Here is a 24,811-nt window from a genome sequence, read left to right on the forward strand (position 1 = left end):
CAGCCTTTCTTCTAGATATTTATAAAACTATTCCTTAACGAATTTTATTGTTTTTTCGTGATTTACCTGTAAAAGGTATATCCCAGATGATAATTGCTCTAATTTTTCTGAAATATTATATTCTGAATTTTGGGTTACTTTCACTTCAAAACTCTTCATTTTTTTGCCAGTTATATCGTAAACTGCTAAAGATATTTTATCGGATATAGAATATTCTTGTAGTGATAGTAAAGCATAATTTTTTACCGAATTTGGTGATAATTTTATTGATTTTTCGTTTTTATCTAAAGGCTTATTTACTTCCGTATTAAAAGTCAAAGCCTTATTAATATCTCCTACTACAAAACCAGAGATAATACTTCTTTTAAAATTACCTGTACTTTCTGAATTTAGAAACAAGCTGTATACACCTTCTTCCAGATTTTTGGTATCGAAATAAAAACTATCGTTGATTTTATCAAAAGTAATTACTTCCGGATCACTTTGTACTTGTGTTCCATCAATATTAGAAGTTCTAATAATTACACCGCGTGTTTCTATGTTTGTAAGTAAAGAATTGTTTTTTTGTGTTGAAGAAATATCAACTTTTAATAAAGGATATTTATTTCTTATTTGATTTTCTAATGACATCGTGATTCCATTATTTTGTTTTACAAAGGCAGCAAAACGAGAATTACTTTGTAACTTGATATTATTAGAAGTAAGAGAGATTACAGATCTATGATTGCCTTGGGTATTAATTTTTAACTGATCTGTTTGTTTTTTGTTAATGCCTTGAAACGTAGCTTTAGGATTTTCGTGTATAATTTCGGCTACTGCAAATCTAGAGTTTTTGTCAAAAATTATTTCGTCGTATTCATTTTCAGAATGTATGATGTAATAGTTACTAGTGGTGATGTAATTCGCTGGATTTATGTTTTCAAAAGATGGATTACTTTTTTGAGAACGATTTTGTATGTATGATTTTACATAAGGCCAACTAAATTGCCCAAAACTTACATCTATATGATCAAAGAAGGCACGATAATCATTTTTTTTAAAGACATATGTTGCTCCAGGCCTTAGCGTACTTCTATAAGGTGCAACACCATCATTTGCACCTTGGATAGGAAGTAAAATTCCACCGGTAACCGTAAAAGCGGCTCTGGCAAGAAGATTTGATCCATTGAAATATCCGGAAGCTCCTAAAACAACAAATTTTTCTGGCTCGTTATTTTCATTGTTATCTAAATATGGGCGAACTACATCTCGACAATAATAAGTGGTAGAGGTTCTAGCACCTTCATTTAAACCAGTCAATCGCCAAGCCCAGTTTAACCAAGGCATTTGAGAAATGTCGGCTAGATAAGTTCCCCAATATGGAGTTCCCAAAGCAAAAACTTGTTGTACCTTATCTTTTTTTCCATATTGAATCATAGCAGCTTCTGCGGCTTTCCCTCCATTACTATGGGCTATGATATATACATCTGCGACATTGTATTTGTTTGTAACAATGTCAATGGACTCTGCAAGTAGTTCTCCATTGACCCATATGCCACCACCTCTTGTTGTAGCAACGAAAACAGCCTGATATCCTTCATTATATGTTTTTTGATAAAAAGAATTATCAAATAAAAATTGACTTTGATTTAGATCAATATATCCGTGATTAAAAACAATCACTTTTCCGTTATAATTTGCAGGGGTCGCTCCATAATGAATGGTTGATTTAAAAAGCGGACCAACAAAAAATGGATTGAGTTTATCAGGTGTAGGCAGTTGTACCTCTAAAAAATTCTGAGAAAAAAGTATTGCACAGGATAGTAAAGCAATTAGAGTAAGTTTTAATTTCATAAGATTTGAGTTTGCGTGATAGTTGGTGTTAATTTAAGAATTTTAATAAACAAAATTTGTTAAAAACGTAAAATTTTAAATATATTTTTAGTAAAATGATAATTATTATGTGTTTTTGATAATTTGAAAATTTCAGGTTTTGCACCGTATGTTTATCAATTTTTACAGGAAAGAGCCGTATTTTAGCGATGTATTAAATCAAGACTTTTGAATTTTTTCTATAATTTCCTTATTTCAGTTTTCAATAGTATGCTTCCTATAATAGGACTCTTAAGTCCTAAACTTACTTTGTTCGTAAAAGGAAGGAAAACAGTTTTCGAAATTTTAAACGAACAACTAAAAAAAGAAGATCAAATAGTTTGGTTTCATTGTGCTTCGCTTGGAGAATACGAGCAAGGTGTTCCTGTGATGGAGATGATAAAAAAGAAATATCCTAGCTATATGTTATTGGTGACTTTTTTCTCCCCTTCAGGATATGAGATAAAAAAAAATAGCACCCTCGCTGATAGTATTGTTTATCTTCCAATAGATACAAAGAAAAATGCTAAAAGATTTGTAGAATTGGTGAATCCTAAGCTTGCAATTTTTGTAAAGTATGAGTTTTGGCCTAATTACTTACGAGAGTTAAAAAAGAACAATACTCCAATTACCATAATTTCTGCAGCATTTAGACAAGATCAAGCATTCTTTAAGTGGTATGGAGGTTTTATGCGTAATGCTTTAAAAACGGTAGATCATTTCTTTGTACAGGATACAATTTCTAAGCAATTATTAAGTCAAGTCGATTTCAACAACGTTACTGTGAGTGGTGATACTAGATTTGATCGGGTATCTCATCAAATAGAAATGGATAATCAAGTAGATTTTATCTCAGAATTTATAGGAGATAGACTTTGTATAGTTATAGGTAGCTCTTGGTCAGAAGATGAAGAAGTATTTACAGATTTTGTAAATCAGGCTAGTGAAAATTTATGTTTTATTATTGCTCCGCATGAAATAAAAAATAGTGGAGTGCAGTCTTTGCAGAAAAAAATAATCAAAAAGACTATTATTTTTTCAGAAAAAGAAGGAAAGAGTTTACAAAACCATCAGGTTTTTATTATGAATACAATTGGTTATTTATCGCGAGTATATAGTTATGGCGATATTGCATATGTAGGAGGAGCAATGGGTACCTCTGGATTACATAATATATTAGAGCCAGCAACTTTTGGGATTCCAATTATTATCGGTCAGCATTTTGAAAAATTTAGAGAAGCTAAACAATTGCAAAAGTTAGCAGGTTTATATTCTATATCTACTTCTGAAGAATTTAGTGCTATTATGAATAAATTAGTTGATGATCAGAAATTTAGAGAAAAAACAGGAATGATCGCTGGACACTTTATCAATAGCAATACTGGAGCAACAGATATGATTGTCGCTTATTTAACCGAGAAGATTGCAAAACTCTAAACAGATATTGCTTCTCTTAGATACCTTCTAAATGGAAGCATTTCTTGATATACTTGAATCACTATTTGCGTGAAATCAGAGTGCAATACGTCTTCTTTTTGCAATTCATAAGCTACTGCAAAAGTTCTTTTTTGCAATAAATCTATATGTTCGTGATCCATAGAATACCCTTTAGGTGCTTTTTTAAGAGAATTGCCGTCATCATATAAATTACCAAAGGTATTTCGGAAACTTTTTTTAGCAAGAATTTTTTTTAATTCTTCTCCATTATAATCAATAGCTTCTCTAATACTTTGCAGAGTTTTACTTTCTGGTCGCCAATATCCTCCAGCTAAGACACATTGAGAAAGCCCTATTTCGATATAGAAGTCTCCTTGTTTGGATAATTGATCTAACCCTGCTCCAAAATGATCTTTGTATACAGGTTTGTTAGGATGGAAAAGTAAGTTGTTATTAATTCTATTGATTCCTTTTCTTCCTGAAGTCGGATAATATTCTGGATCAATTTTGGTAAGTTCTACCTCCAGATGATCTAACCAATCTATAAAAGAATTTCGAATTTGTTGATACCATTTTCTGTTAGTATCCATCCATTCTTTGTTATTATTTTGTTGTAATTCTGAAAGAAATTGAAATAAATCGCTGAAATTCATTCTGTTAAAAAAATTAAGATTTTTTGTGAAAACATTACCAAGGTAATAGAAATAGTGGGATTAGAATACCGTTATACCGATATAATAACAACTAAAATTTTTTAATTATGAAAAAAGTAATTTTAGCCTTAGCGTTTTTATTTACTTTAAATGTAATGTTTGTTTCTTGTAGAGAAACTAATAAGGAAACAGAAAGTACTACCGAAGAAACCAGCGAAGTACAAAAAGAAGTTGAAAATACTGCAGAAGAAGCTTTAAAAGAAGCTGAAGAGATCGAAAAAGAAGCAGAAAAAGCAGTAAAAGAAGCTGGAGAAGAAGTAGAAAGTACTCTTGATAAAGCGGTAAAAGAAGATAACAAGGAGACAGAAACTGAAGGTGGTGAACAAACATCTTAAGAAGACGTTAGAGTAGAAAACTTACCAATGTAAGTTTAAAAAGAAGGCCTTTCATTATGAAAGGCCTTTATTATTTTTAAAATAATCCGTTTAATTCTGCATCAATACGATTAATTATACTACCAAGATCTTCGGGGTTATCGACAAAATTAAGATGGTCAACATCTACAATAAGTAAATTACCTTTGTCGTATCCGTGTGCCCAGGCTTCATATCGTTCATTTAATCGACTAAGATAGTCGATGCTAATGGTGTTCTCATATTCACGTCCGCGTTTATGAATTTGTGCAACCAGATTTGGAATACTACTGCGCAAATAGATCAGTAAATCAGGACCTTCGACAACGCTTTCCATAAGATCAAAAAGTGATTTGTAATTTTCAAAATCACGATTCGTCATAAGCCCCATCGCGTGTAGGTTAGGAGCAAAAATATATGCATCCTCATAAATGGTTCTGTCCTGAATAATATCTTTACCACTTTCGCGTATTTCTAGAATCTGTCTAAAACGACTATTAAGAAAATAAATCTGTAAATTAAAAGACCAGCGCTCCATTTTATTATAGAAATCCTCTAGATAAGGGTTTTCTAATACATCTTCGAATTGAGGTTCCCATCGATAATGTTTGGCTAATAATTTGGTTAGTGTTGTTTTTCCGGCACCAATATTTCCTGCAATAGCTACATGCATAAGTGATTATTTTTTTTGGAGTGTTAGGTCAAAACTGTAAATCTTACTTTGGTCGTAAATATAAAGGATTTCGTTAGTAACATAAAACTGTTTTATATGAATTTCAGGAAGATTTATTTTTTCAATTTCTCCAGTCTTGGTGTAACGATAATATAAACCATCATCTTTTAGAATTATTAAGTCATTATTTATAATTCTGATATCATTATATCCCTCGTTCTCATTTCGGTTTAACAAACTTCCATAAATGTTGAATTGAGAAAGGTTCTCAGAAGTAAGTATCCAGCAATAATTGAAGTTACTGCGTAATAATGTAGGGAGTTCATTAATGGGTTGTGTAGCGACTAATGTTTTTTCAGAATTGGTGTTAAATACCTCTAATTGTTGAGTGTTGTTGTCAAAAAGCCAACTACTATTATCATTTGCTGGAGAAACAAGAGAAACACTTTTGAATTCTGAAATTGTATTAAAGTTTACTCGATTTATTTCGGATAAGTATTTGTCAACTAATACTGTAGTGTTGGAAGATTCATAGAATAATAAGATTTTTAAAGGATTTAATACCGATGCTTGAGTAAGTTGACCAAGAATAAAATCACCAAATTGCCATTCTCGATCATTCCATTTTTTGTAAAAAATATTGTCTTTAGCATAGTAAATAGCACCAAAGGAATCTATACCTAAAAACTGATCAGCCTTTAATGATATAGTATCTTGAGCTATTGCATTTCTTTGGGAAGAACTTTTGTGAATAAACCCTAGTAAGATTAAAAACAGAACAATATGTTTCATGAAATAGCAAAGTACAAAAATAAGGCCATTTTTAGCAAACTAATTTGTACCCAAAACCTCTAACATTGATAATCTGTATAGAATCATCTTGTTTTAATTTTTTTCTTAGCTTGGTAATAAACACATCCATACTTCTACCATTAAAAAAATCGTCATCACCCCAAAGTTTTTTTAAAATCATAGAACGATCTAATACTTGATTTTTATTTTTAATTAGGTGGAATAATAAATGAGCTTCTCTATGTGTAAGTTGATAGGCTTCATTGTCTGAGGTAAGAAGTTGTTTGGGGAAATCAAAAGTATATTTTCCTACAATCAATGATTCAGAACTTTGTTGTGTTTTGGTTCTATGAAGCAAATTGTTGATTCTAACAATAAGCTCTTCCATACTAAAAGGTTTTTTTAGATAATCATTCCCACCAATAGTAAACCCTTCTACTACATCCTGTGTTTGTGATTTTGCAGTAAGAAATATTATGGGAATAGTGTCATCTTCTAATCGGATTTCTTTGGCCAATGTAAATCCATCTTTTTTAGGCATCATAACATCTAATACTAGTAATTTGGGAGTAATAGATTTGTATAATGAATAGGCTGTCTCACCATTTTGGGCAAGATGAACTTTAAAGTTTCTTGTTTCTAAGCTCTCTTTGATAATCTGACCCAAAGAAGGTTCGTCTTCTGCTAATACTATCTCAACAATTTCATCCATTGGGCAGTGTGATTTTAAAATTAGTTTGATCTTGATCTAGAAGTAATTCTATGGTTCCTTCATGTTTTTCAATAATAGTTTTGGTGTAAAATAATCCTATACCAAATCCTTTTACATCGTGCGTATTTCCTTTCGGAACTCTATAAAATTTTTCGAATATTTTATCTTTTTGTGATCTAGTTAAAGATGTCCCGCTATCCTTAATTTCTAGTGTAATATTAGGATGTGTATTTTTTAAATATATATCAATGTTATTACCTCCATATTTAATGGCATTATCAATGATATTATTAATAGCATTTTCGAAATGAAATGCATCCACTTTTTTCCAAATATTTTCATGAGTATGATGAAAACTAATGTTTTTTTCGGTAGTATTTGTTTGATATTTAGCAGTTATAGTTTGTATGAGATCAACAAGGTTTAATTCTTCTAGATTTAGCTCTAACTCATCACTGTCTAGTGTTGCGGTTTCTAGGATTTTTTCTACCATAGTATTCAATTTCCCCAATTGATTAGAGGACATATCAATATATTTTTTGGTTTTTTTAGGATCGTTTTCACGATTAAAGTTTTGAATACCTTCCAAAGCTGCGCTAATTGTAGCAATTGGAGTTTTGAATTCATGTGTGATATTACTAATCAAATCATTCTTTAGTTCTGCTAGTTGTTTTTGGTGATTGATGATTTTTAAAAGGTATAAAAGACTACCAATTACTGCACTGACTAATAAAAAAGACAAGGCAATACCGAATAAGTTTTTCTTTAGAATTGCACGTGTAGTGTTCATAAAAGATAGCTCTAAAGAACTTCCTCTAGGTAAATAGTAAGATTTTGTTTTAGTTTTTAAATCAGATTGATTGATAACATTTTCATTAAATAAGAACGATGTTCCGGTTTGATCTTGAAACGTAATTCCATAACTAATGGTTAACTGTTTCCTCTTTAATTGATTGTTTATGATAGTATCTAAAACCTCTAGTTGTAGCGAATCTTCATTAATCGAAATTATGATTTTTGATGTAAGTTGCTCAAAAGCTTTTTTTCTAGAATCACCATTCTCTATTTCTTCTAATCCGTCTGGAAATTCGATGATTTTAGATGAATCTATGCAAAAGTTTGGATGCTGATCCATTCGATCTATGCTATCTACAGAAAGGCCTCTATATATTTTTATATCACTATGATCTAAGCCTTCAGAAAATGTATAACTTTTAAAATCAACCGTTCCCGAATCTATTTTTTTTAAAAGGTTTGAAAAACTACTTTTCTTTAAAAAGCTACCAATATTAGAGGAGTCTGAAGAAAAACCAATCGTATTTTTTTCTGCTAATTCGGTGTAATACTGATCCACTGCATTATCCAAACTTATTTGTACCTCATTAATTAGTTGTTGTTTGCTAGCTTCATAATTTTTGAAATTCCAGTAGACTTGTATGCTCAATGTAACTAGAATTACAAAGGCAATGAAATACAATATACTTCTATAACTGTTCTTTTGCATGGTTCAAAAATAGGATTCTTAACTGATATAAAAAGAATCAGTTAACACTCGTTAACACTGGTTAACGGTTTGGTTAGCATTTGGTTTACATCTTTGCAATGTACAAACCATATAAAACTCACATCAACATGAAAATACAATCAATACTATTATTTATTCTTCTTCTTACTTCGTTTATAGGCAATGCACAGTCCACGTTTTATAGAAATCATGAAGGGGCTTTGTTAAATGAAGTAGAGTTAAAAGAGGCAGAAAATAAGATAAAGGATAAAATCAAAAAAATCAATAAGAAGGCTATAGTCGAAATTGAAATAAAAGATACAGATTTTAGAAAGGATTCGATAATTCATGATTTTGGTTTTCATGTGAATTTGAATGGTTCTGTGAATTCAAAAACAAAACTCAAGTTATTTAAAGGAAGGAAAATGTTAGAATCTTCTTTGGTAACATTACAAGGTGATCAAATAAATATCAGTGATTTAGAAGGAAAACCAACACTGCTTAATTTTTGGTTCACTAATTGTCCACCATGTATTGATGAAATGCCTGAACTAAATTCGTTGAAACAACACTTTGGTGATCGTGTAAATTTTGTTGCTGTAACCTATGAATCTAAGGAAAAAGTCGAAAATTTTTTAAAGAAACATACATTTGATTTTAGACACATTGTAGATGCTAGAGAATATACAGATGCATTAGAAATGAAATCTTTTCCTAATAATATTATACTCGATAAAAATGGTATAGTAAAAAATATAGAAGGAGGAATACCATACATAAGAGATGAAAACGGAGGAATGAAAATGGGAGAAGCAACTGAATTAAGAAATAAACTAGAAACCCTTTTAAAATAAATAGATATGATAAGATTGATAATACTAATAACACTATTTGTTATAGGAAATATCTCTGCACAAGATTTTCAAGGAGTAGCAACATATAGCACAGATAGGAAATTAGAGATACAATTAGATAGTACGCAGATGAATTCTGAAATGCAAAAGCAAATTCATGAAATGATGCGTAAGCAGTTCCAAAAAGAATATACATTACGATTTAATAAAACAGAATCTGTTTATAAGGAAGAAGAAAATCTTGGAGCTCCACAACCGGCTTCTGGTGTACAAGTAATAGTGGCTGGATCAGGAGCATCTGATGTGTTATATAAAAATAGTAAAGAAGAGAGATTTGTAGCCAAAAGAGATATGTTTGGAAAAGCATTTTTGGTAAAGGACACGTTAACGCACTATAAATGGAAGCTAGAAAATGAAACGAAAAAAATAGGAAACTATACTTGTTATAAGGCTACTACTACTAGAACTATGGAGATAGTAAGAAATATAAATGTTAACGGTGATAAGGAAGAATCTAATTCAAAAACTGAAGAGATAAAGGTGGTAGTTTGGTATACACCAGAAATTCCAATAAATAATGGGCCTGATAACTACTGGGGATTACCGGGACTCATTATGGAGGTTAATGATGGTGATTTACGTATTTTGTGTAATAAAATTGTACTAAACCCTAAGAAGAAAATAGAAATTAAAGCTCCGGAAAAAGGTAAAGTTGTGACGGAAACTAAATTCGAAAAAATTATGCGTAAAAAAATGGATGAAATGCACGATAGGAGATCACATCGTAATGGCGGCAATAGTATGGAAATTAGAATAGGAGGATAATCATCAAAATCAATCAAAAAATGAACAATATATTATTTGCATTAGCCTTGCTTGTAGTTTTTAATGTAAAAGCTCAGGTCACAAAGATACCTTTTGAAGAAGATGGATTAGTTTTTATCAAAGTAAAAGTAAATAATCAACAAGAATATTTAGATTTTGTGTTTGATACTGGAGCTTCTATTGGAGTTTTGGATAGCACCGTAGCTAAAAAATTAAATATAAAATCTAATTATTCACAAAATGCGCAAGGTGCCAATGGATCGCAAACCTATAATATCGCGACAAATCAAACTGTGGACATAGGAACGATAGTATTAGATAATAGCAATCTTGTTCTAGTAGATTTACAAAAGCTTTCTCAGAGATCTGGTAGAAAGATTCAAGGCATTATAGGATATGATGTTTTAAGACAATATCGAACCAGATTTGATTTCAAGGAAAAAATAATGACATTGTATAATGAGGGTGATCCAATCTCGGGGCTGGAAACATATACTAAAATTCCTATGAAATTTGATGGGACACCAATTCCTCAAATAGACCTGACTTTTACATTAAATGATGGAAATACGCTTACCGGAAATTTTTTATTTGATAGTGGTGCAAATATGAGTGTATTATTTAATACACCCTATGCTGTAAAAAATGACCTCAAAAATAGATCTGGAAAAACAATAAAAGGGAAGGCAAGAGGTCTTAATAAATCTACAACCTATACTAAAGGAACTATAGAAAAACTACGACTTAGTGATTTTGAATTTACGGATTTACCTATCGATATTTCTGAAGGTCATGAAGGAGTATCAGGTTCTCCTAGTTACGCAGGGATTTTGGGAGCACAAATTATTAATAGATTCGATATGGTCTTAGACTATAAAGAGAAATTGTTTTATATCAAACCAAATGAAAAATTCAAGACTCCATTTGAGTTTCCTATGAGTGGAATTGGGGTTGAAAAAGTACAAGAAAAAATACTAGTAAGCTATGTAGTAAAGGATAGTGAAGCTTATCAGAAAGGAGTTAGAGAAGGGGATGAGTTGCTAAAAATAGATGAGTATAATGGTAAGGAACTCAGTACTTGGAAAAAACATTTGAAACATAGCGAGAAAAAAGTAAAAATAGAAGGAAAAGATACTTCTGGTAAGGTATATAAAGTAGTTATTTTATTAAGACGATTAATCTGATTGGAAACCGTTGTTTTTTTGGGATATAATTAACTTTTATTGATTAAACCTAGTGCAAATCATAGAGTCTAAATAGTTTAAAACTGCCTAATATGAAGACTATATGTACATGGGTTACTATTCTTATAACCTCTTTAACAATCGCACAGGATTTTCAGGGAAAAGCCTATTATTTCAGCAAAACAGGAATGGATATGGATTTTGGAGGACGCCAAATGTCTGAAGACCAGAAAAAAGCTATTGCCGACAGAATGAAATCTGCTATGGAAAAAACGTTTGTACTTACTTTTAATAAGAGCGCTGCCACTTATAAAGAAGAAGCACAATTAGATGCGTCAGGAGGAGGAGGTGGAAGATGGGGAGCTATGCTTTCGGGTTTTACATCTAATAACTACTATAAAAATATAAGGGATGGTCAGTATTACGATCAACGTGAATTTTATGGAAAAAACTTCTTGATTAAAGATTCTTTAGAGACATACAATTGGACCTTAGTAAATGAGACCAAGAAAATTGGAAATTACACTTGTTTTAAGGCAACTACGACCAAAAAAGTGAGTGAAGTTATGGACTGGAGAGCCATGAGAAGAAGGGGTAGAGAACAAAGAGAACAAAGAGAAAATGGAGCAGATGATCAGGCAAATGCTGATAATGCTCCAGATACACCGGAAATGCCAAAAGAAATTGAAGTTACAGCTTGGTATACACCAGAAATTCCAGTTAACCAAGGTCCAGGATCTTATTGGGGATTACCAGGTTTAATTTTGGAAGTACAAGAAGGAAGAACAACATTATTGTGCAATAAAATAGTGTTAAATGCTGATGAAAAAGAAGAAATTAAAGCGCCAAAAAAAGGAAAAGATGTATCACAAGCCGAGTTTGACGAAATCACGAAGAAGAAAGTAGAAGAGATGATAGAACAATTCAGTACCCAACGAAGAGGAAGAGGAAGAGGAGGCTTAGGCGGAGGACGTAGAAATTAAAATTCTTTTAAAAAAATCAATCAAAAAAAATGAAACAAAAGATACTATATGCCATACTGTTGGTAGGGATGACTATGTCTGCACAGAAAGTTAAAATTACTGGATTTGTAAAAGACTCCGTAGGTAATCCATTAGAAATGGCAAATGTAATAGCCTATAAAAAAACGGACAATACCATGACAGCTTATGGTATTACTAATAGCAATGGAAAATATGGTCTATCGGTTCCGGCTAATGAAACTTACTTGCTTAAAGTGAGCTTTATAGGGCTTTCTGCAAAAGATAGAACTATTACTGTGAATGTGGAAGATGTAAAAGTAGATTTCGAGATGACATCCGAAGAAAATAGCCTTGATGAGGTAGAAATTGTTTATGAGATACCCGTCGTAGTAAAAGGGGATACATTGGTCTATAATACAGATTCATTTACTAACGGTAATGAGAAAAAATTAGGAGATGTTTTAGATAAACTACCTGGGATAGAAGTAAATGATGATGGGGAAATAGAAGTAGAGGGAAAGACAGTTTCTAAAGTGATGATAGAAGGGAAAGATTTTTTTGATGGAGATTCTAAACTGGCTACAAAAAATATTCCAGCAGATGCCCTAGATAAGGTAGAAGTATTGAGAAATTATGAGGATGTAGGTCAAATGAGAGGTCTTCGAAATAATCAAGATCAGGTAGCGATTAATATTAAATTAAAAGAAGGTAAAAAGAATTTTTGGTTTGGAGATGTAACTGTTGGAGCAGGAGTTGGAGAAACAGAACGGTATTTGGTAAAACCAAAATTGTTTTATTATAATCCAAAATACAGTATTAATATCTTAACCGATTTTAATGACATAGGAGAAGTCCCATTTACTAGAAGGGATTATTTTAATTTTACAGGAGGTTTTAGGAATTTGGGCAGAGGTGGCACTTCGTTTAATATAACGAGTGATGATCTGGCATTTGCGGTATTACAGAATGATCGCGCAAATGAAATAAATACCAAGTTTGGAGCTGCTAATTTTAGTATGTCTGCCAGTAAAACATTAGATATTAGTGGATACGGAATTGTTAGTAATACTAAAACAGATTTAATTACTAATACAAGAAGAACGTATATCGATGATACTGCTGATCCTACGGATAATACTATAGAGGAAACTTTTGATAATACAGAACAAAGAAGCACCTTAGGGTTACTAAAATTAAGTGCTAGTTATAGACCTAATAATAATTTTCGATTGGATTATGATGTTTTTGGTAAACTTTCTCAACAAGAAGAGGATGATACTTTTCTTTCTGTAAGAGATGATATTTCTGAAGATATAAACGAACGGTTAGAGAATGATCCTTTTTCCGTACAACAGAATTTAAATGCATATTATACACTAAATTCAAAAAATATTTTCTCTTTTGAAGCACAACATTTATTTCAGGAAGAAGATCCATTTTACAATGCAATTAGGTCCGAAATACCTTTTAGAGGAGTTTTTACTCAAATCAACGATCCTGATGATCTAAACTCAGATACATTTGATCCTTTAGAAGCTTCAGAACGATATAATGTCAATCAACAAAAAAATGTAACTACCAGTAAATTAGACGCAAAATTGGATTATTACTATGTATTGAATAAAAAGAGTAATCTTAATTTTACAATAGGATCTACCTTAAGTACGCAGAATTTTGACTCTGATATTTTTCAAATTTTAGATGATGGTGATCAAAACAGTTTTGAGTCGGAAGAATTTACTAATGATGTCAAGTATAATTTTAATGATCTATATGCTGGAGTACATTATAAGTTTATTACCGGAATCTTTACTTTTAATCCTGGAGTTAGTATTCATAACTATGATCTAAAGGATGAACAATTGGGGACTACCAATAGCCAGAATGAGTGGCAGGTATTACCGGACTTCTTCGCTTTAGTGCAGTTTAAAAAGAGTGAGAGTTTACGTTTTAATTATTCGATCACAGCAAATTATACAGATATAAATAATCTAGCAGAAGGATATGTTTTTAATAATTATAATTCATTATCCCAAGGGAACAGAAGTTTGGAGAATGCTTTATATGATAATTACTCTTTGAACTATTTTAGTTTTAATATGTTTAATTACACTAATATTTTTGCTAGATTAAGTTATACCAATAGACGTAACCCTATTAAGAACACAAGTATTGTATCTGGTATTAATCGAGTAAACACACCGATTAATTCTAATCTTGCAGATCAAGTGCTATCAGGTAGTGGTAATTTTACCAGAACTTTTGGTAAGATTAAAGGAAATTTAAGTGCTAATGTAAGTTGGTCTAGTTTTAATAATATAGTAAACACACTTCCTAGTGAGAGTATAAGTCTTACACAAACGTATCAAACTGAATGGTCCACAAATTTTAAGAAAGGACCAAACTTTGATCTAGGATATAGTATCACCGTTAATGATTATGATAATAATGGCGCGGAAAGCACTTTTTATACGAGCCGTCCTTTTGCTAGGTTAGATTGGTCCTTTGCTAAAGGATTTTTACTAAAATCTTCCTATAGTTATTATAATTACCGAGATACCGAAACTACCTTAAACGAATATAGCTTTTGGGATGCGGAGGTGTTTTATCAGAAACCAGATAGTAAATGGGAATATAAATTTTCCGTTACCAACTTATTAGATACGGAAAGTATCAATAGAGATAGTTTCAATGAATTATTTAATAGTACTTCTAGTTATGTGGTTCAGCCAAGATATTGGATTTTTAGCGTAAAGTATAATCTGTAATAATGTAAATATGATGGGGGTTATCTTAATATAGTTGCTATATCCATTAATGCGAATCCCAAATCCAGTTTAGTATTCCGGGAGATTTGTTATACGGGTAAATTTGTAGTACTTTCAAAATGCAAACCTACTATGTTATAGGTGTGTATTATGAGTAGGAATAGCTATAAAAATATCAATATGAAAAATAAGATACTCTATCTGGTTTTTGGGATTACATTGTTTCTTGTAAGTTGCGAAGATGCTAATACTTCGGATAAGTCTCAACCTAAAAAAGGGATGATTAAAGTGACAATACTATATCCAAATGATGCTGACAAAATATTTGATATGGATTATTATGCCAATAAGCATATGCCAATGTTAATAGATCTATTCGGAGATTCGTTAAAGAGGTTAGGGATTGATAAAGGATTATCAGGGCGAACATCAAATGATCCAATTCCTTATCTAGCCATTGGATATTTATATTTTGAAAATCTTTCTGATTATCAAAATTCGTTCGGACCAAACGCAGAAAAAATTAGAGGTGATATCCCAAACTATACTAATATTAAGCCTATTGTTCAGATTAGTGAGGTTGTGAAATAACAAGTTTTCTAATTGATAGAACTCATAATACTATATAAGAATACTTCTTAATGTCAATTAGTAATTAACCAAACTTAATATTTATAAATGAAATGGGAGGAATGTTACACCCTACGTCTAAAGGAATACTTATAGGTCGATTAGTAGGTCTGAATAGTACAATTAGTATAACAGAGTATATTATAACTTTTGGAATAAAAAGTATTGAAATTCCCGAGTATTATACATCGCCTGGGACTGAATATTATATTGGTTTTGGCACAGGTTATGAGGAAGGTCAAAAATTGAGAATGTTGTTGGAAAATGATACAAGCAGCCAAATATCGCTGGAAGAAAAGATAACATGTCTTTCATTTTTATTGAAAAAACAGGAAAATTGCAGACTAATTATAACTATACAATCTTTTTTGGATAACACCAAATATTGGAATGAATTTAGAATAGCAACGGGAACTATAGATGCAATACAAGCTTTACTAGGAGAAAATAAGATTCAGCGAGCCGTTTATAAATTGCTGATATATTTAAAAGAAAGGTTTTATTTAAAAGCTTTAATGGAGTTTTATGAAGTTTATTCGAATCTAGAGAATGCGAGATCAAAAAAGAAAGATAATAAAGATTACGAAATAGAGAAAGAACTAGAAAGAATAAAAATTGAAGTTCAAAATTGGATTAATAAAAAGTAACGAAATTAGTCTTGGCTCGTCATCTTACTATGCATACAATTATTAGATTTGTTATTTCCGTAAGTGTCTTTTTATGTACGGTTATTTCCATTGCACAAAATGGCAACAAAACCATCACAGGGAAAGTTTTAGATAAAGAAAACAATCAACCGATTCCATTTGCTTCTATATACCTAAAAGGGCAGGCAATTGGTACAATATCGAATGAAGAAGGGAAGTTTGTTTTTCATATTTCTAATAGAGGAAATGGTACAGTTATAATATCTAGTTTAGGATATAGTTCTATAGAGAAAAATGTTGATGATTTTAATCTTGATCAGCAAATATTTCTAAGTGCAGAAGTAAATGCGCTGAGTGAAGTGGTGATTACAACGACAAAAAAGAAGAAATTATCGGCAAAACAGATAGTAAAAAAGGCATATCAGGAGATTCCTAATAACTACCCTGATCAGTCTTATATTCTAGAAGGTTTTGTTCGTGATTTGCAAAAAGAAGATAGTACATATGTAGAGTATTTAGAATGTGCAGCTAAGTTTTACAATCAACCTACAAATAAAGAAGTCGAAGCTAAAGTAGAGCTTGTAGCCATAAGGAATAGCTACATTGCAGAAAAAAACCCTTGGAACAAACAGTGGGAAAGAAAAAACTCAATTATCGACTTAATAGAAGATGATTTTATAAGATTTGATTATGGACCCATTAAAGGAAAAAATGGATGGAAATATGAGTTGGAGGATATCTTACCTTATAATCAGAAGTATGTATATAAAATAAAAGGAACAGATGCACCTTTTCAGAAAGCAACACTATATATAGATACAGAATCTTTTGCCTTTGTAAGAATGGAGCTTACGCGAACTGCACATAAAGGAAAATCGTGGAAAAGAAGATTAACACATGGAGGAGAACAAGTGTATTATAATGTGATTTTTGAATATCAGGAATATAGGAACAAAATGTACTTAAAATATCAAAGGGAAGAAGATACCTGGAATATTTATGATACTAAAACTCCTAGTAAATTACTATTCGTAAAAGAACCAAAAAAAGAATTGTTCGTAAACAAAATCATTGTAAATAATGTAGAGAAATACCCATTTACTCGAAATATGAATTCTGATAGTAGTATAGAAAATCACTCAAGCGAATACAATGCAGAGTTTTGGTTGAACTATAATGCTCCACAACAAACTAAAGAAATAAGCAAAATTGAGCAATATTTAAAAGAGACTAGTAACTAGTAGTAGTTTTATGTTATATCATCTGGTAAACATATATCGCTAAAGTCACAGCGACAGCTCCAATAAGAATGCCTATTTTGTTTTTAAATGTATTGTTTTTATAAGATTTTCTATTCTCCTTTTTAGACCAATAAAAAATCAAGAACGAGATAGCAGCTACAGCGCAACCTATGGCTAAATATAATTTAGTCTGTTGATCAAAATAAGAAGTGTTATTTATAAGCGAAATGCAAATAAAGAAGAATACGAAAAATAGTAACTTGCTGTTTTTTTGAATGGTTTGCATAGTGTTTTGCTTTAAATTTAGAAAATAATTCCAAAAAACTCAATTGATATAATCCTCAGTACAATTTATAAACTTTAGTTCTTTATGAGTTGATTGTCCAAAACTAAATATTGAGATTAAAACAAAAAGATTAAATATTAAAAGCTTCAAGTATTTCATTGTTCATTCTTTAGATGAGATCAAAAGTATTTAAATCTTTGAGTAGAAAGCAAAATATTGTTAACTATAGACCGATAAGCTTCTCGGTTTTTATCAATTACGACTTCTGTTTAAAAAATTACTTGAAGTTATGCTTGATCTTACATATATACATGGGTATGACCCATATAAAAACACTTGGGAAGATTGGGATAAAAATCTATTAAAAAAGGAAACTATAAATTATTATGGGTTAGAAACTTTAGATAATATTGCTTAAGGTTGAAAAACTATTATAATTTATGAAAATGTAAGGTAACATTTTGTGTTTTAATGATACTATAATTATAAGAGTCCGAATTTTAAATAGAAAAATGTACTAACTAAGTTCCTTAATTAACGTATAAGGTTAAAAGGTATTGTTGTAAAAGCAAATTTCATTTTGTAGGAGTTAATAAGTTTATAATAAAAAGAAGTAAAAAATAAAAGTAAAGTATCAGGTTTGAAAATAAGTACACACACAAAATCATGTTTATCATTGTCCTTTTTCTCCTATGTAAAGAAATCAATGCTCAGGAATATAAAAATATTACTTATCCAACAGATATTGGTAATTATTTATTTTCATTTGATGAACAGACTAATGTAGTTTTTTATGTAAATAGTAAGAATAAGATATTTGATAAGGAGGGAAACCAGATTAAAAACCCTAATCAGATAAGGGAAATAATAAAAGAAAATATAGGGGTGATTGATAAAGTATATTTACATTCTGATGCTGTAGCAAATTATGATATTGTAAATTTAGTAAAAACGTTTGTTGCAAAAGAAGGGATTAAGAATATCGTGTATGTCACTTCTCCGGCTTCAGTTACTGAAATGGGAAGTGGGGTTTTAGGTACATTACCTATAAAAATTGAAGATAAGAAACAATATAAAGATGTTATTCACAAAGTTAATAGTGAGGACACTAAGAATTATCGATTTAAGAATTTAATACTTTTAAATAATGAATTTGTTTTTTTAGGGAATAAAAAAATTAAGATTAAAAGTCGTGTTTATAAAAGATTATGGGATAAAACGGATTTTTTGAATGTTAATTTTCATGAGAACTTAAATTATAATGATTATGTAGCGTGGTTGTGTACTAATAATAGCATTAAGTTATCTCGAAAATTACGTTATAAGAAAAATCCTATAGTACTTGAACAAATGAGTGTGATTTCAAATAGTAAGAATGGAGAAAAACAAACATTTATTATTAATACTAATTTGAATTTTCCATAAAACGGAATACTATTTTGAACACTTTATATCAAAAATATTTTCAAAGTGGAATGCTTAAAAAAATATAAACAATATGTCGATTAGAACAAGTCAATTATATTCTTTTGGATTTGTTTTGTCACTTAACGATTAGTATTTATGATGTCGAAAAGCGTAATGAATTGATGCCATTAACGATGTATTATGCGCAAGTGATATGTGAATGGAAGACAAGAGTTGCTTTAATTTGGTAATAAGTTTTTAAAATTTATTATAGTATATTTTTAGATAGTACGTATTTATTGGTTTTATTTACTCATAAATAATATATAAGAACAAATAGAGAGACGAAAGTTATTACAAAATCATTTTAATAATAAGAAATAGTACTCGTTTTTATTACTATTTTAACTATATCAAAATTTTGAATAATACAGTCATAATTACGAACATAATAAAGGTTGAAAAATCCCTTGAGAGCACAAATATAAGCATGCGAAATTAGAATTTGTTTTGCTTTTCGACTATCTTTAGAGTAAAAAGTAATTGGATGGTTAGAAGTATAACGATGCTCTTCATAGTAGTTTTATGGAGTTCTTGTAATATTGGAAAACAACATGAAAACGCTACTAATGAGATTAAAGGATGGCAAGAAATCTACAGAAATGATAGCGAAGGAAATCCTTTGTCCGGGGATATAAGTGATTTAAAAAAAGCAGTTCGTCAAGGTTGTAACATTAGAGTAGGTTGGGGGATCTATAATGAGTACAAAAAAGACGGACTAAAGCAAGTTATTACTGTAGAGCATACTGCACAAGCTCAATTTATGACCATTAGTAAAGGTCATGTTTTTGCTCAATTATCAGAAATTATGGGCCAAGCACCCTCTAGAGAACTACCTCATTTAAACTTAATAAAAACACATTCTTGGTATTCTATTTTAGGAACAACCGGAGAAATGACACAAGTATACCTTGATAACAAAGATGTAAATCAAAGTGATGAGTTTTCGGATAACGTAAAAATGATCTGGTATGTTAATGTCAATGATTGTGATTACAGTAAAAATGATGACCAACCACTATATTAAACCAAACTCACTATGAAAAGAATAGTTTTTTGCTTTGTTTTTTATATACTCCTATTTTCTTGTAATCAAGTTAAAAAGGATACGTCTAATAGTGCGCAACCTGAATTAGAAAAACAAATGGAAATTACACCGAAACAAGGAATTATAACAAAACAAAGTACTAACACTTTTGATGATACCTATAATAAATTGGTAACAATTATTGAAGATAATCCGAATCTAAAAATCATAGCGCAATTAGATCATCAGGCAAATGCGGCATCTGTTGGATTAGAGTTAAATCCAACTAGAATTATAATGTTTGGAAATCCTAAATTGGGAACTCCCTTAATGCAAAGTGCTCAAACTACAGGATTAGATCTACCACAGAAAATTTTGATTTTTCAGGATGATTCCGGTATTGTGAAAATTTCTTATAACGATCCTAAATACTTACAGCAACGTCATGATATAGATGATATCGAAGAGGTACTAAATAAGATAAGTGGAGCGTTGGATAAAATTACTTCGGCTGCAGCAGGATTATAATCATACTTAGTTTTTTTATAATATTTTGAGAATGAAATTTACTTGTATCCACGACTAATTCTGGACTTTTACTTTGATAGGACCACCACTGGAAACATAGCTTCCGCCGATTTCATCAATGTTGACATTTAATTCCTCGCTTGTGCTGACTTTATTAATGTCAATTTTGAGTTTATCGTAGGTACTAATACTCTTGATATTTACATCTAGTTCCTCGTTTGTTGCTAATTTAACTGTGATCGTTCCGTCTTCATTAATAGGAATCAATCCATAATTTGGTAATATAGAGTTGTCATTAGCGTATACTTTTGGTATAATATCAATGTCTTTTATTGCGATAATGCTTAAAGCAATTGCAATAATTGTTAGAATAGATTTTGTATAGGTATCAGTTTTCATAATATGATGTTTTTTTTATAGTATACCAAAAACTACACCGATATATTATATGATAAATTAACGAAGTAATTTTTTATCTAACGACTCTGTTTGTTCTTTAAAATACCACCCTTCTGTTAGTTTTTGTAAATCAATCTCTAATAATGGATTTACGTGGTAATTGATATTCTTTAATGAATAATGCAAAGCAGTTGAAGCATTATTTATTGAATTGTTTAAAAGTGGTAGATTAAATCTGTCAATTCTCATTTCTGTAATAATATCTGTATAATTGTTTTCGAGAGCGATCCGTTTATTTTCTGGATTCAGGTTTCCATCAATATCATTAGGCATTTTCACTTTGTTAGAAAGTGATAACCCAAGTCGTTGTATAAATTGAGAATTTATTTTTAAAGAATCTGCATTTTGCGATATGGTATCTGCATGAATTGAATTCTCTTGTTTTATATATTCTAAAAGTGACACCTGAAAATAATACTGATATCTAATTTTATTGTCCGATGTTTCTATTGTATGTTCTATGGACTTTCGTTTTTTTATAGAATTATCGGAGCACCTTATTAAAAGTTTTTTATTGAGCTGTGTATCACTTAAAATTGAAATCGTTACGGCTTCTAATGGCATATAATTGATAACATCTACATTTTTACTGATGATATCTTTCAAAATATTAGAACCACGCCAAGGTGATTTCTTAAAAATAGAGGATGCTAATAGTCCAATAGATACGAATGGCATAGCAATAGTTCCCAATAATGATGTTGCTACAAAAGGGACTTTTAATAATATAAATTTTAAGTATTTATTACTTAATAAAACTCCTTTTATACGCGCAATAGATGGATCAAAAAGGTTGTTTTCTAGTTCATGAGTATATTGATTTTTATTATTAAAAAAATCGATGCTTTTAATTTTATTGGTAAGCTGATTTTCTAGGCTAGAAAAACCTTCATTAGCAATGAAAGGACGTTCTGGTCTAAACCCACCAGTAGTTTCTTTTAGAGATAATAGAGTGCTTAAACGAGCAAATTCAAAAGCATATTTCCTAGCTTTTATAGATGCAAACCCACCAAAAGCCTCAATTTCACTTCCTGGTAACTCTATGGTGTTTAGATTTTTATTAATTGGTAGTATTGCTGCGCGATATGCATTTTCATTTTTTCCATCTGTATTTAATGCAAAATCAGCGATTACTTTAAATACTGTCTGAGCAAAAATGTTTTTATCCTCTTTCTTAGTTAGTTGAAGTTTTTCATATACTTTATCAATCTTAAGAGGTTCTGATTTTCTAATTTTTTCGTCAATAAGATCTTTAAGAGCTAGTAAATCTTCTTGAAGTATTTTAATACAAGTATTTTGATCACCATTTTTGTTATCGCAGTTCTTTTTAATTTCTGATAAGAAATATATCATAGGATCTCTGGTACCTAAAGATATGATTCCGTTTTTGAGATTTTTAGCAATTTTATTGAAAGCGGTAGCAATAATTTCAATATTTAGATTACTACTCATATCACTATTAGCGTCTAGATAATTGAAGATAGTGTTTCGCAGTTCGAAATTTTCTTTTATGTCAATGATTTTATGTTCTTCTTTGATACTACCTTGGTTTGTTAAAACACCTAAAATACTAGAAGTGTTCCCCAGAAGTTTACCTAATTCTTTTTTGAAAGTTACTTCGTGGTTGGACATTTTAATGGGGGAGAAGGCCGATACTTTAAATGAATGATATTGTTCTTTTCTAACAATTGGATCTACAAATAGAATGAGTCTTTCTTCGTTTTGGGTAATTCGTCCAAAATCTTGAAAAGTTCCTATTTTAAATGCTTCCCGAATCGGTTCATTATTGAAAGTTCCTCCATCAATATATGGGAAATTGAAGCTGTTATAGTCTAGTGTATTTTCTCCTTCTTCTGCAAAAAAACTATTTTGTTTAAAGGTGGTATTATTCTTAGATGTATGAGTGTCGATTTCGTTTTGTATTTTGATGAAAGAAGATGGCCAGTTTGTGTTATTATCATTATCACCAAACTCTTGTTTAAACCTTTTTAAGACTACGGGTTCAAAAGCAATAGGAAACGCTCCACAGCCAAGTGCAGAAGCCGAAATTGTCGCCCAGGCGGATTGATCAGTCATCTTAAAATGTGTTGGGGTATTTGGATCGGGAGTATTACAAAATTTTAACCATCTAGAATCTGTTTCTTTTTGCGCTTTTTGCACTTCGTTTTCATCAAACACAAAATCTATAACACGTAATTCCGAATGATTTTCTGACCCTACAGATTTCAAAAAGTTTTGCTGTAATCGATCCTTGTTGGAATTACCGTTTTTAAAAAAATCTATCTCAATTGGTAATAAATTGGTTAAGGAACAAGCAAAAATGACTCGTTTAGGATCTAAAAGCTGTCTTCTAGAAATATCTACTCCATCAGAAGCCATTAAATATTTTTTGGTAAGATCTTCTAGAAGTTTTCTGTCTAGTAAAGAAAAAGATTCATTAGGTTTTGGATCATAGTCATCCTGAGCTTTGGAACCGTATAGTTTTAAGGAGTTCACTTCTTCTACCCATAATTTATATTGGATCTTTTGAGCAAGTTGTAATGCTTTTAATGTTTCAAACTTATCTTTGTATTCTTCTGCTTTCGAAATATCTCCGTTAAAGTAGTCTCTTATAATTTCATCAAGTAATTCTTTCTGGGTAAGTTGCTCACTAAATAGTGGCATCATTGCTTGGTAATCAATAAGGCATTTAAGCATTATAGTCAAAGCAATTGCGCCGGCGCTAGCTCCACTCATTCCATCAACGATTATTTTATCATAATCATTTTTGTTTTTGTCTTTACCATAAAGCACTAATAATTTTAATGCCTCGGTTAATGCCGAACCAGAAAAAGAACCTAAAGAGACTCCTCCTCCCATTGCCAGACAGACACGAAGTGTTTTTCCCATGATTTATTATTTTATGTTGTTTTTATAAAATCTATCTCCGTTTTATTTATCATAAAGTGGAGTTGCAATCTTCAACATGTAAAATGGGTGTTCTTAATCTCGATTTATATATCTCGATTTTCCCATTTTTTGCTGAGCTTGAGGGATCGATGGGGACGCTTGGGGATTAGATGGAGATGTTGTGTTTTGAGCAGGTTTTTCTGCATTTGGATCAGGATTGTCACTATCCGAATCAGCGGCGGGATTTGGATTACTTGGATCGGGTTCTTCGGTAATACTCTTTGGTTTTTCCAAAGTCTGAGCAGGAGAAATCCCAAATAATGTTCCTGCTGCAGCTTTTAATCGCTCTGTAAATTCTTGTGATGCAAAACCCGAAATAATAGCAAGACTCATAAAGGAAACCATTCCTCTAAAAGATATATACTCATTGTCATAGGTAGGATTTGCAGTCGAAGAAATAATTAAGTGTGATATGAAAAATATTAATAATCCAGATATTGCTGCGGTTAATGGTCTTATTAAATAGGGAATAAATAAGTGATCCGGGAACATTTTTTCTTCACGATAAAACTCAAAAATTCCACGTAGATTTGCTAGTACTCCTCCTAACATACCTGCTAAAAACATAACGACCAACATATCTAAGAAATTTACGGGTTCAACTTCTTTTTCTTTTTCCTTTAATGATGAATCTTTTTTCTCAAGATCTGTTGAAACTGATAAGTTTACTTTTGTTTTAGATAAGGTAGTTTTAGAGGTATCTCTTATGATCGTATCTATTTTTATGGGACTAGCGGGCATTGGTTGTATGTTAACCGAAGAAGAATCTTCAACTGTTTTGGCATTTTCACTTAATCTATTATGTGTATGTTCTTCAGTGAAAAAATCCTTATCATATACGAGAACATAAAAATAACTATATAGCAATAATACCGAAGTTATTGCTAGAACAACATTGTAAATGATTGTAACAGTTGGTTTCATGATT

At 30.8% G+C, this 24,811-nt stretch carries 24 protein-coding genes; 14 read left to right on the forward strand and 10 right to left on the reverse strand.

The window, feature by feature from the left end:
- Nucleotides 1-27: 27 nt before the first annotated feature.
- Nucleotides 28-1,833 carry a T9SS type A sorting domain-containing protein gene (locus H526_RS0110925; RefSeq protein WP_027393039.1) on the reverse strand — a complete coding sequence of 602 codons (1,806 nt, stop codon included), beginning with the start codon at nt 1,831-1,833 and terminating at the stop codon, nt 28-30.
- A 249-nt stretch (nt 1,834-2,082) separates the two neighbouring features.
- On the opposite strand from H526_RS0110925, the gene H526_RS0110930 reads away from it, so the two are divergent.
- Complete coding sequence (locus H526_RS0110930; RefSeq protein ID WP_155839667.1) at nt 2,083-3,288, forward strand: 3-deoxy-D-manno-octulosonic acid transferase; 1,206 nt, start codon at nt 2,083-2,085, stop codon at nt 3,286-3,288.
- Here the strand turns inward: H526_RS0110930 and H526_RS0110935 are convergent.
- Nucleotides 3,285-3,941 carry a DUF2461 domain-containing protein gene (locus tag H526_RS0110935; protein WP_027393041.1) on the reverse strand — a complete coding sequence of 219 codons (657 nt, stop codon included), beginning with the start codon at nt 3,939-3,941 and terminating at the stop codon, nt 3,285-3,287. The two genes, H526_RS0110930 and H526_RS0110935, sit on opposite strands and share 4 nt — an antisense overlap.
- A gap of 107 nt (nt 3,942-4,048) precedes the next feature.
- Between H526_RS0110935 and H526_RS28910 the strand changes: the two genes are divergently transcribed.
- Nucleotides 4,049-4,336 carry a hypothetical protein gene (locus tag H526_RS28910; RefSeq protein ID WP_051336109.1) on the forward strand — a complete coding sequence of 96 codons (288 nt, stop codon included), beginning with the start codon at nt 4,049-4,051 and terminating at the stop codon, nt 4,334-4,336.
- 76 nt (nt 4,337-4,412) lie between these two features.
- Here H526_RS28910 and H526_RS0110945 read toward each other — a convergent pair whose 3' ends face one another.
- The 4 genes from H526_RS0110945 to H526_RS0110960 are packed head-to-tail and all read right to left on the reverse strand — an operon-like array spanning nt 4,413 to nt 8,035.
- Nucleotides 4,413-5,027, reverse strand: coding sequence for a deoxynucleoside kinase (locus H526_RS0110945; protein ID WP_027393042.1), 615 nt, complete (start codon nt 5,025-5,027; stop codon nt 4,413-4,415).
- 6 nt (nt 5,028-5,033) lie between these two features.
- The gene (locus tag H526_RS28915) at nt 5,034-5,819 is read right to left on the reverse strand and encodes a hypothetical protein (RefSeq protein WP_051336110.1); all 786 of its coding nucleotides are present in this window, start codon (nt 5,817-5,819) and stop codon (nt 5,034-5,036) included.
- A 31-nt stretch (nt 5,820-5,850) separates the two neighbouring features.
- A complete protein-coding gene (locus H526_RS0110955; protein WP_027393043.1) occupies nt 5,851-6,531 on the reverse strand; it encodes a response regulator transcription factor in 681 nt (226 codons plus the stop codon).
- Nucleotides 6,524-8,035 (reverse strand): sensor histidine kinase, encoded by a 1,512-nt coding sequence (locus tag H526_RS0110960; RefSeq protein WP_027393044.1) that lies wholly within the window; start codon nt 8,033-8,035, stop codon nt 6,524-6,526. Before H526_RS0110960 ends, H526_RS0110955 begins: the two co-directional genes overlap by 8 nt.
- Nucleotides 8,036-8,163: 128 nt before the next feature.
- On the opposite strand from H526_RS0110960, the gene H526_RS0110965 reads away from it, so the two are divergent.
- From H526_RS0110965 to H526_RS0111000, 8 genes are all read left to right on the forward strand, one after another.
- Nucleotides 8,164-8,889, forward strand: a complete 726-nt coding sequence (locus H526_RS0110965; protein ID WP_027393045.1) for a TlpA family protein disulfide reductase — start codon at nt 8,164-8,166, stop codon at nt 8,887-8,889.
- Between the two features lie 6 nt (nt 8,890-8,895).
- A complete protein-coding gene (locus tag H526_RS0110970) occupies nt 8,896-9,714 on the forward strand; it encodes a GLPGLI family protein (RefSeq protein WP_027393046.1) in 819 nt (272 codons plus the stop codon).
- A gap of 20 nt (nt 9,715-9,734) precedes the next feature.
- On the forward strand, nt 9,735-10,898 hold the full coding sequence (locus tag H526_RS0110975) for an aspartyl protease family protein (RefSeq protein WP_027393047.1): 1,164 nt from the start codon (nt 9,735-9,737) through the stop codon (nt 10,896-10,898).
- A 92-nt stretch (nt 10,899-10,990) separates the two neighbouring features.
- Nucleotides 10,991-11,881: a GLPGLI family protein gene (locus H526_RS0110980; protein ID WP_027393048.1), complete on the forward strand. Its 891-nt coding sequence runs from the start codon at nt 10,991-10,993 to the stop codon at nt 11,879-11,881.
- 29 nt (nt 11,882-11,910) lie between these two features.
- Nucleotides 11,911-14,649 carry a carboxypeptidase regulatory-like domain-containing protein gene (locus H526_RS0110985; RefSeq protein WP_027393049.1) on the forward strand — a complete coding sequence of 913 codons (2,739 nt, stop codon included), beginning with the start codon at nt 11,911-11,913 and terminating at the stop codon, nt 14,647-14,649.
- 180 nt (nt 14,650-14,829) lie between these two features.
- Nucleotides 14,830-15,240, forward strand: a complete 411-nt coding sequence (locus H526_RS28920) for an EthD family reductase (protein WP_027393050.1) — start codon at nt 14,830-14,832, stop codon at nt 15,238-15,240.
- Between the two features lie 101 nt (nt 15,241-15,341).
- Nucleotides 15,342-15,926 carry a hypothetical protein gene (locus tag H526_RS0110995; protein ID WP_155839668.1) on the forward strand — a complete coding sequence of 195 codons (585 nt, stop codon included), beginning with the start codon at nt 15,342-15,344 and terminating at the stop codon, nt 15,924-15,926.
- A 29-nt stretch (nt 15,927-15,955) separates the two neighbouring features.
- Complete coding sequence (locus H526_RS0111000) at nt 15,956-17,167, forward strand: carboxypeptidase-like regulatory domain-containing protein (protein WP_027393052.1); 1,212 nt, start codon at nt 15,956-15,958, stop codon at nt 17,165-17,167.
- Between the two features lie 13 nt (nt 17,168-17,180).
- Here the strand turns inward: H526_RS0111000 and H526_RS0111005 are convergent, their stop codons facing one another.
- Entirely contained in the window at nt 17,181-17,453 is a 273-nt protein-coding gene (locus H526_RS0111005) for a hypothetical protein (protein WP_027393053.1), read from the reverse strand.
- Nucleotides 17,454-17,742: 289 nt separating this feature from the next.
- Here H526_RS0111005 and H526_RS32485 point away from each other — a divergent pair, with 289 nt between their 5' ends.
- The 4 genes from H526_RS32485 (at nt 17,743) to H526_RS28925 (ending at nt 20,475) form a co-directional block, all read left to right on the forward strand.
- Nucleotides 17,743-17,871, forward strand: a complete 129-nt coding sequence (locus H526_RS32485; RefSeq protein ID WP_281171948.1) for a hypothetical protein — start codon at nt 17,743-17,745, stop codon at nt 17,869-17,871.
- A gap of 248 nt (nt 17,872-18,119) precedes the next feature.
- Nucleotides 18,120-18,878 (forward strand): hypothetical protein, encoded by a 759-nt coding sequence (locus H526_RS0111015; RefSeq protein ID WP_027393054.1) that lies wholly within the window; start codon nt 18,120-18,122, stop codon nt 18,876-18,878.
- A gap of 529 nt (nt 18,879-19,407) precedes the next feature.
- Nucleotides 19,408-19,947: a hypothetical protein gene (locus tag H526_RS0111020; RefSeq protein WP_027393055.1), complete on the forward strand. Its 540-nt coding sequence runs from the start codon at nt 19,408-19,410 to the stop codon at nt 19,945-19,947.
- Nucleotides 19,948-19,959: 12 nt separating this feature from the next.
- Nucleotides 19,960-20,475: a DUF302 domain-containing protein gene (locus H526_RS28925; protein ID WP_081415603.1), complete on the forward strand. Its 516-nt coding sequence runs from the start codon at nt 19,960-19,962 to the stop codon at nt 20,473-20,475.
- Between the two features lie 54 nt (nt 20,476-20,529).
- On the opposite strand, the gene H526_RS0111030 is transcribed toward H526_RS28925, so the two are convergent.
- The 3 genes from H526_RS0111030 to H526_RS0111040 all read right to left on the reverse strand — a co-directional run bounded on the left by H526_RS0111030 (nt 20,530) and on the right by H526_RS0111040 (nt 24,807).
- Nucleotides 20,530-20,874 (reverse strand): hypothetical protein, encoded by a 345-nt coding sequence (locus H526_RS0111030; protein WP_027393056.1) that lies wholly within the window; start codon nt 20,872-20,874, stop codon nt 20,530-20,532.
- A 57-nt stretch (nt 20,875-20,931) separates the two neighbouring features.
- Complete coding sequence (locus H526_RS0111035) at nt 20,932-23,823, reverse strand: patatin-like phospholipase family protein (protein WP_027393057.1); 2,892 nt, start codon at nt 23,821-23,823, stop codon at nt 20,932-20,934.
- Nucleotides 23,824-23,916: 93 nt separating this feature from the next.
- Entirely contained in the window at nt 23,917-24,807 is an 891-nt protein-coding gene (locus tag H526_RS0111040) for a hypothetical protein (protein ID WP_027393058.1), read from the reverse strand.
- Nucleotides 24,808-24,811 lie beyond the last annotated feature (4 nt).

The sequence above is a fragment of the Aquimarina latercula DSM 2041 genome, assembly GCF_000430645.1.
Taxonomy (GTDB): Bacteria; Bacteroidota; Bacteroidia; order Flavobacteriales; family Flavobacteriaceae; genus Aquimarina; species Aquimarina latercula.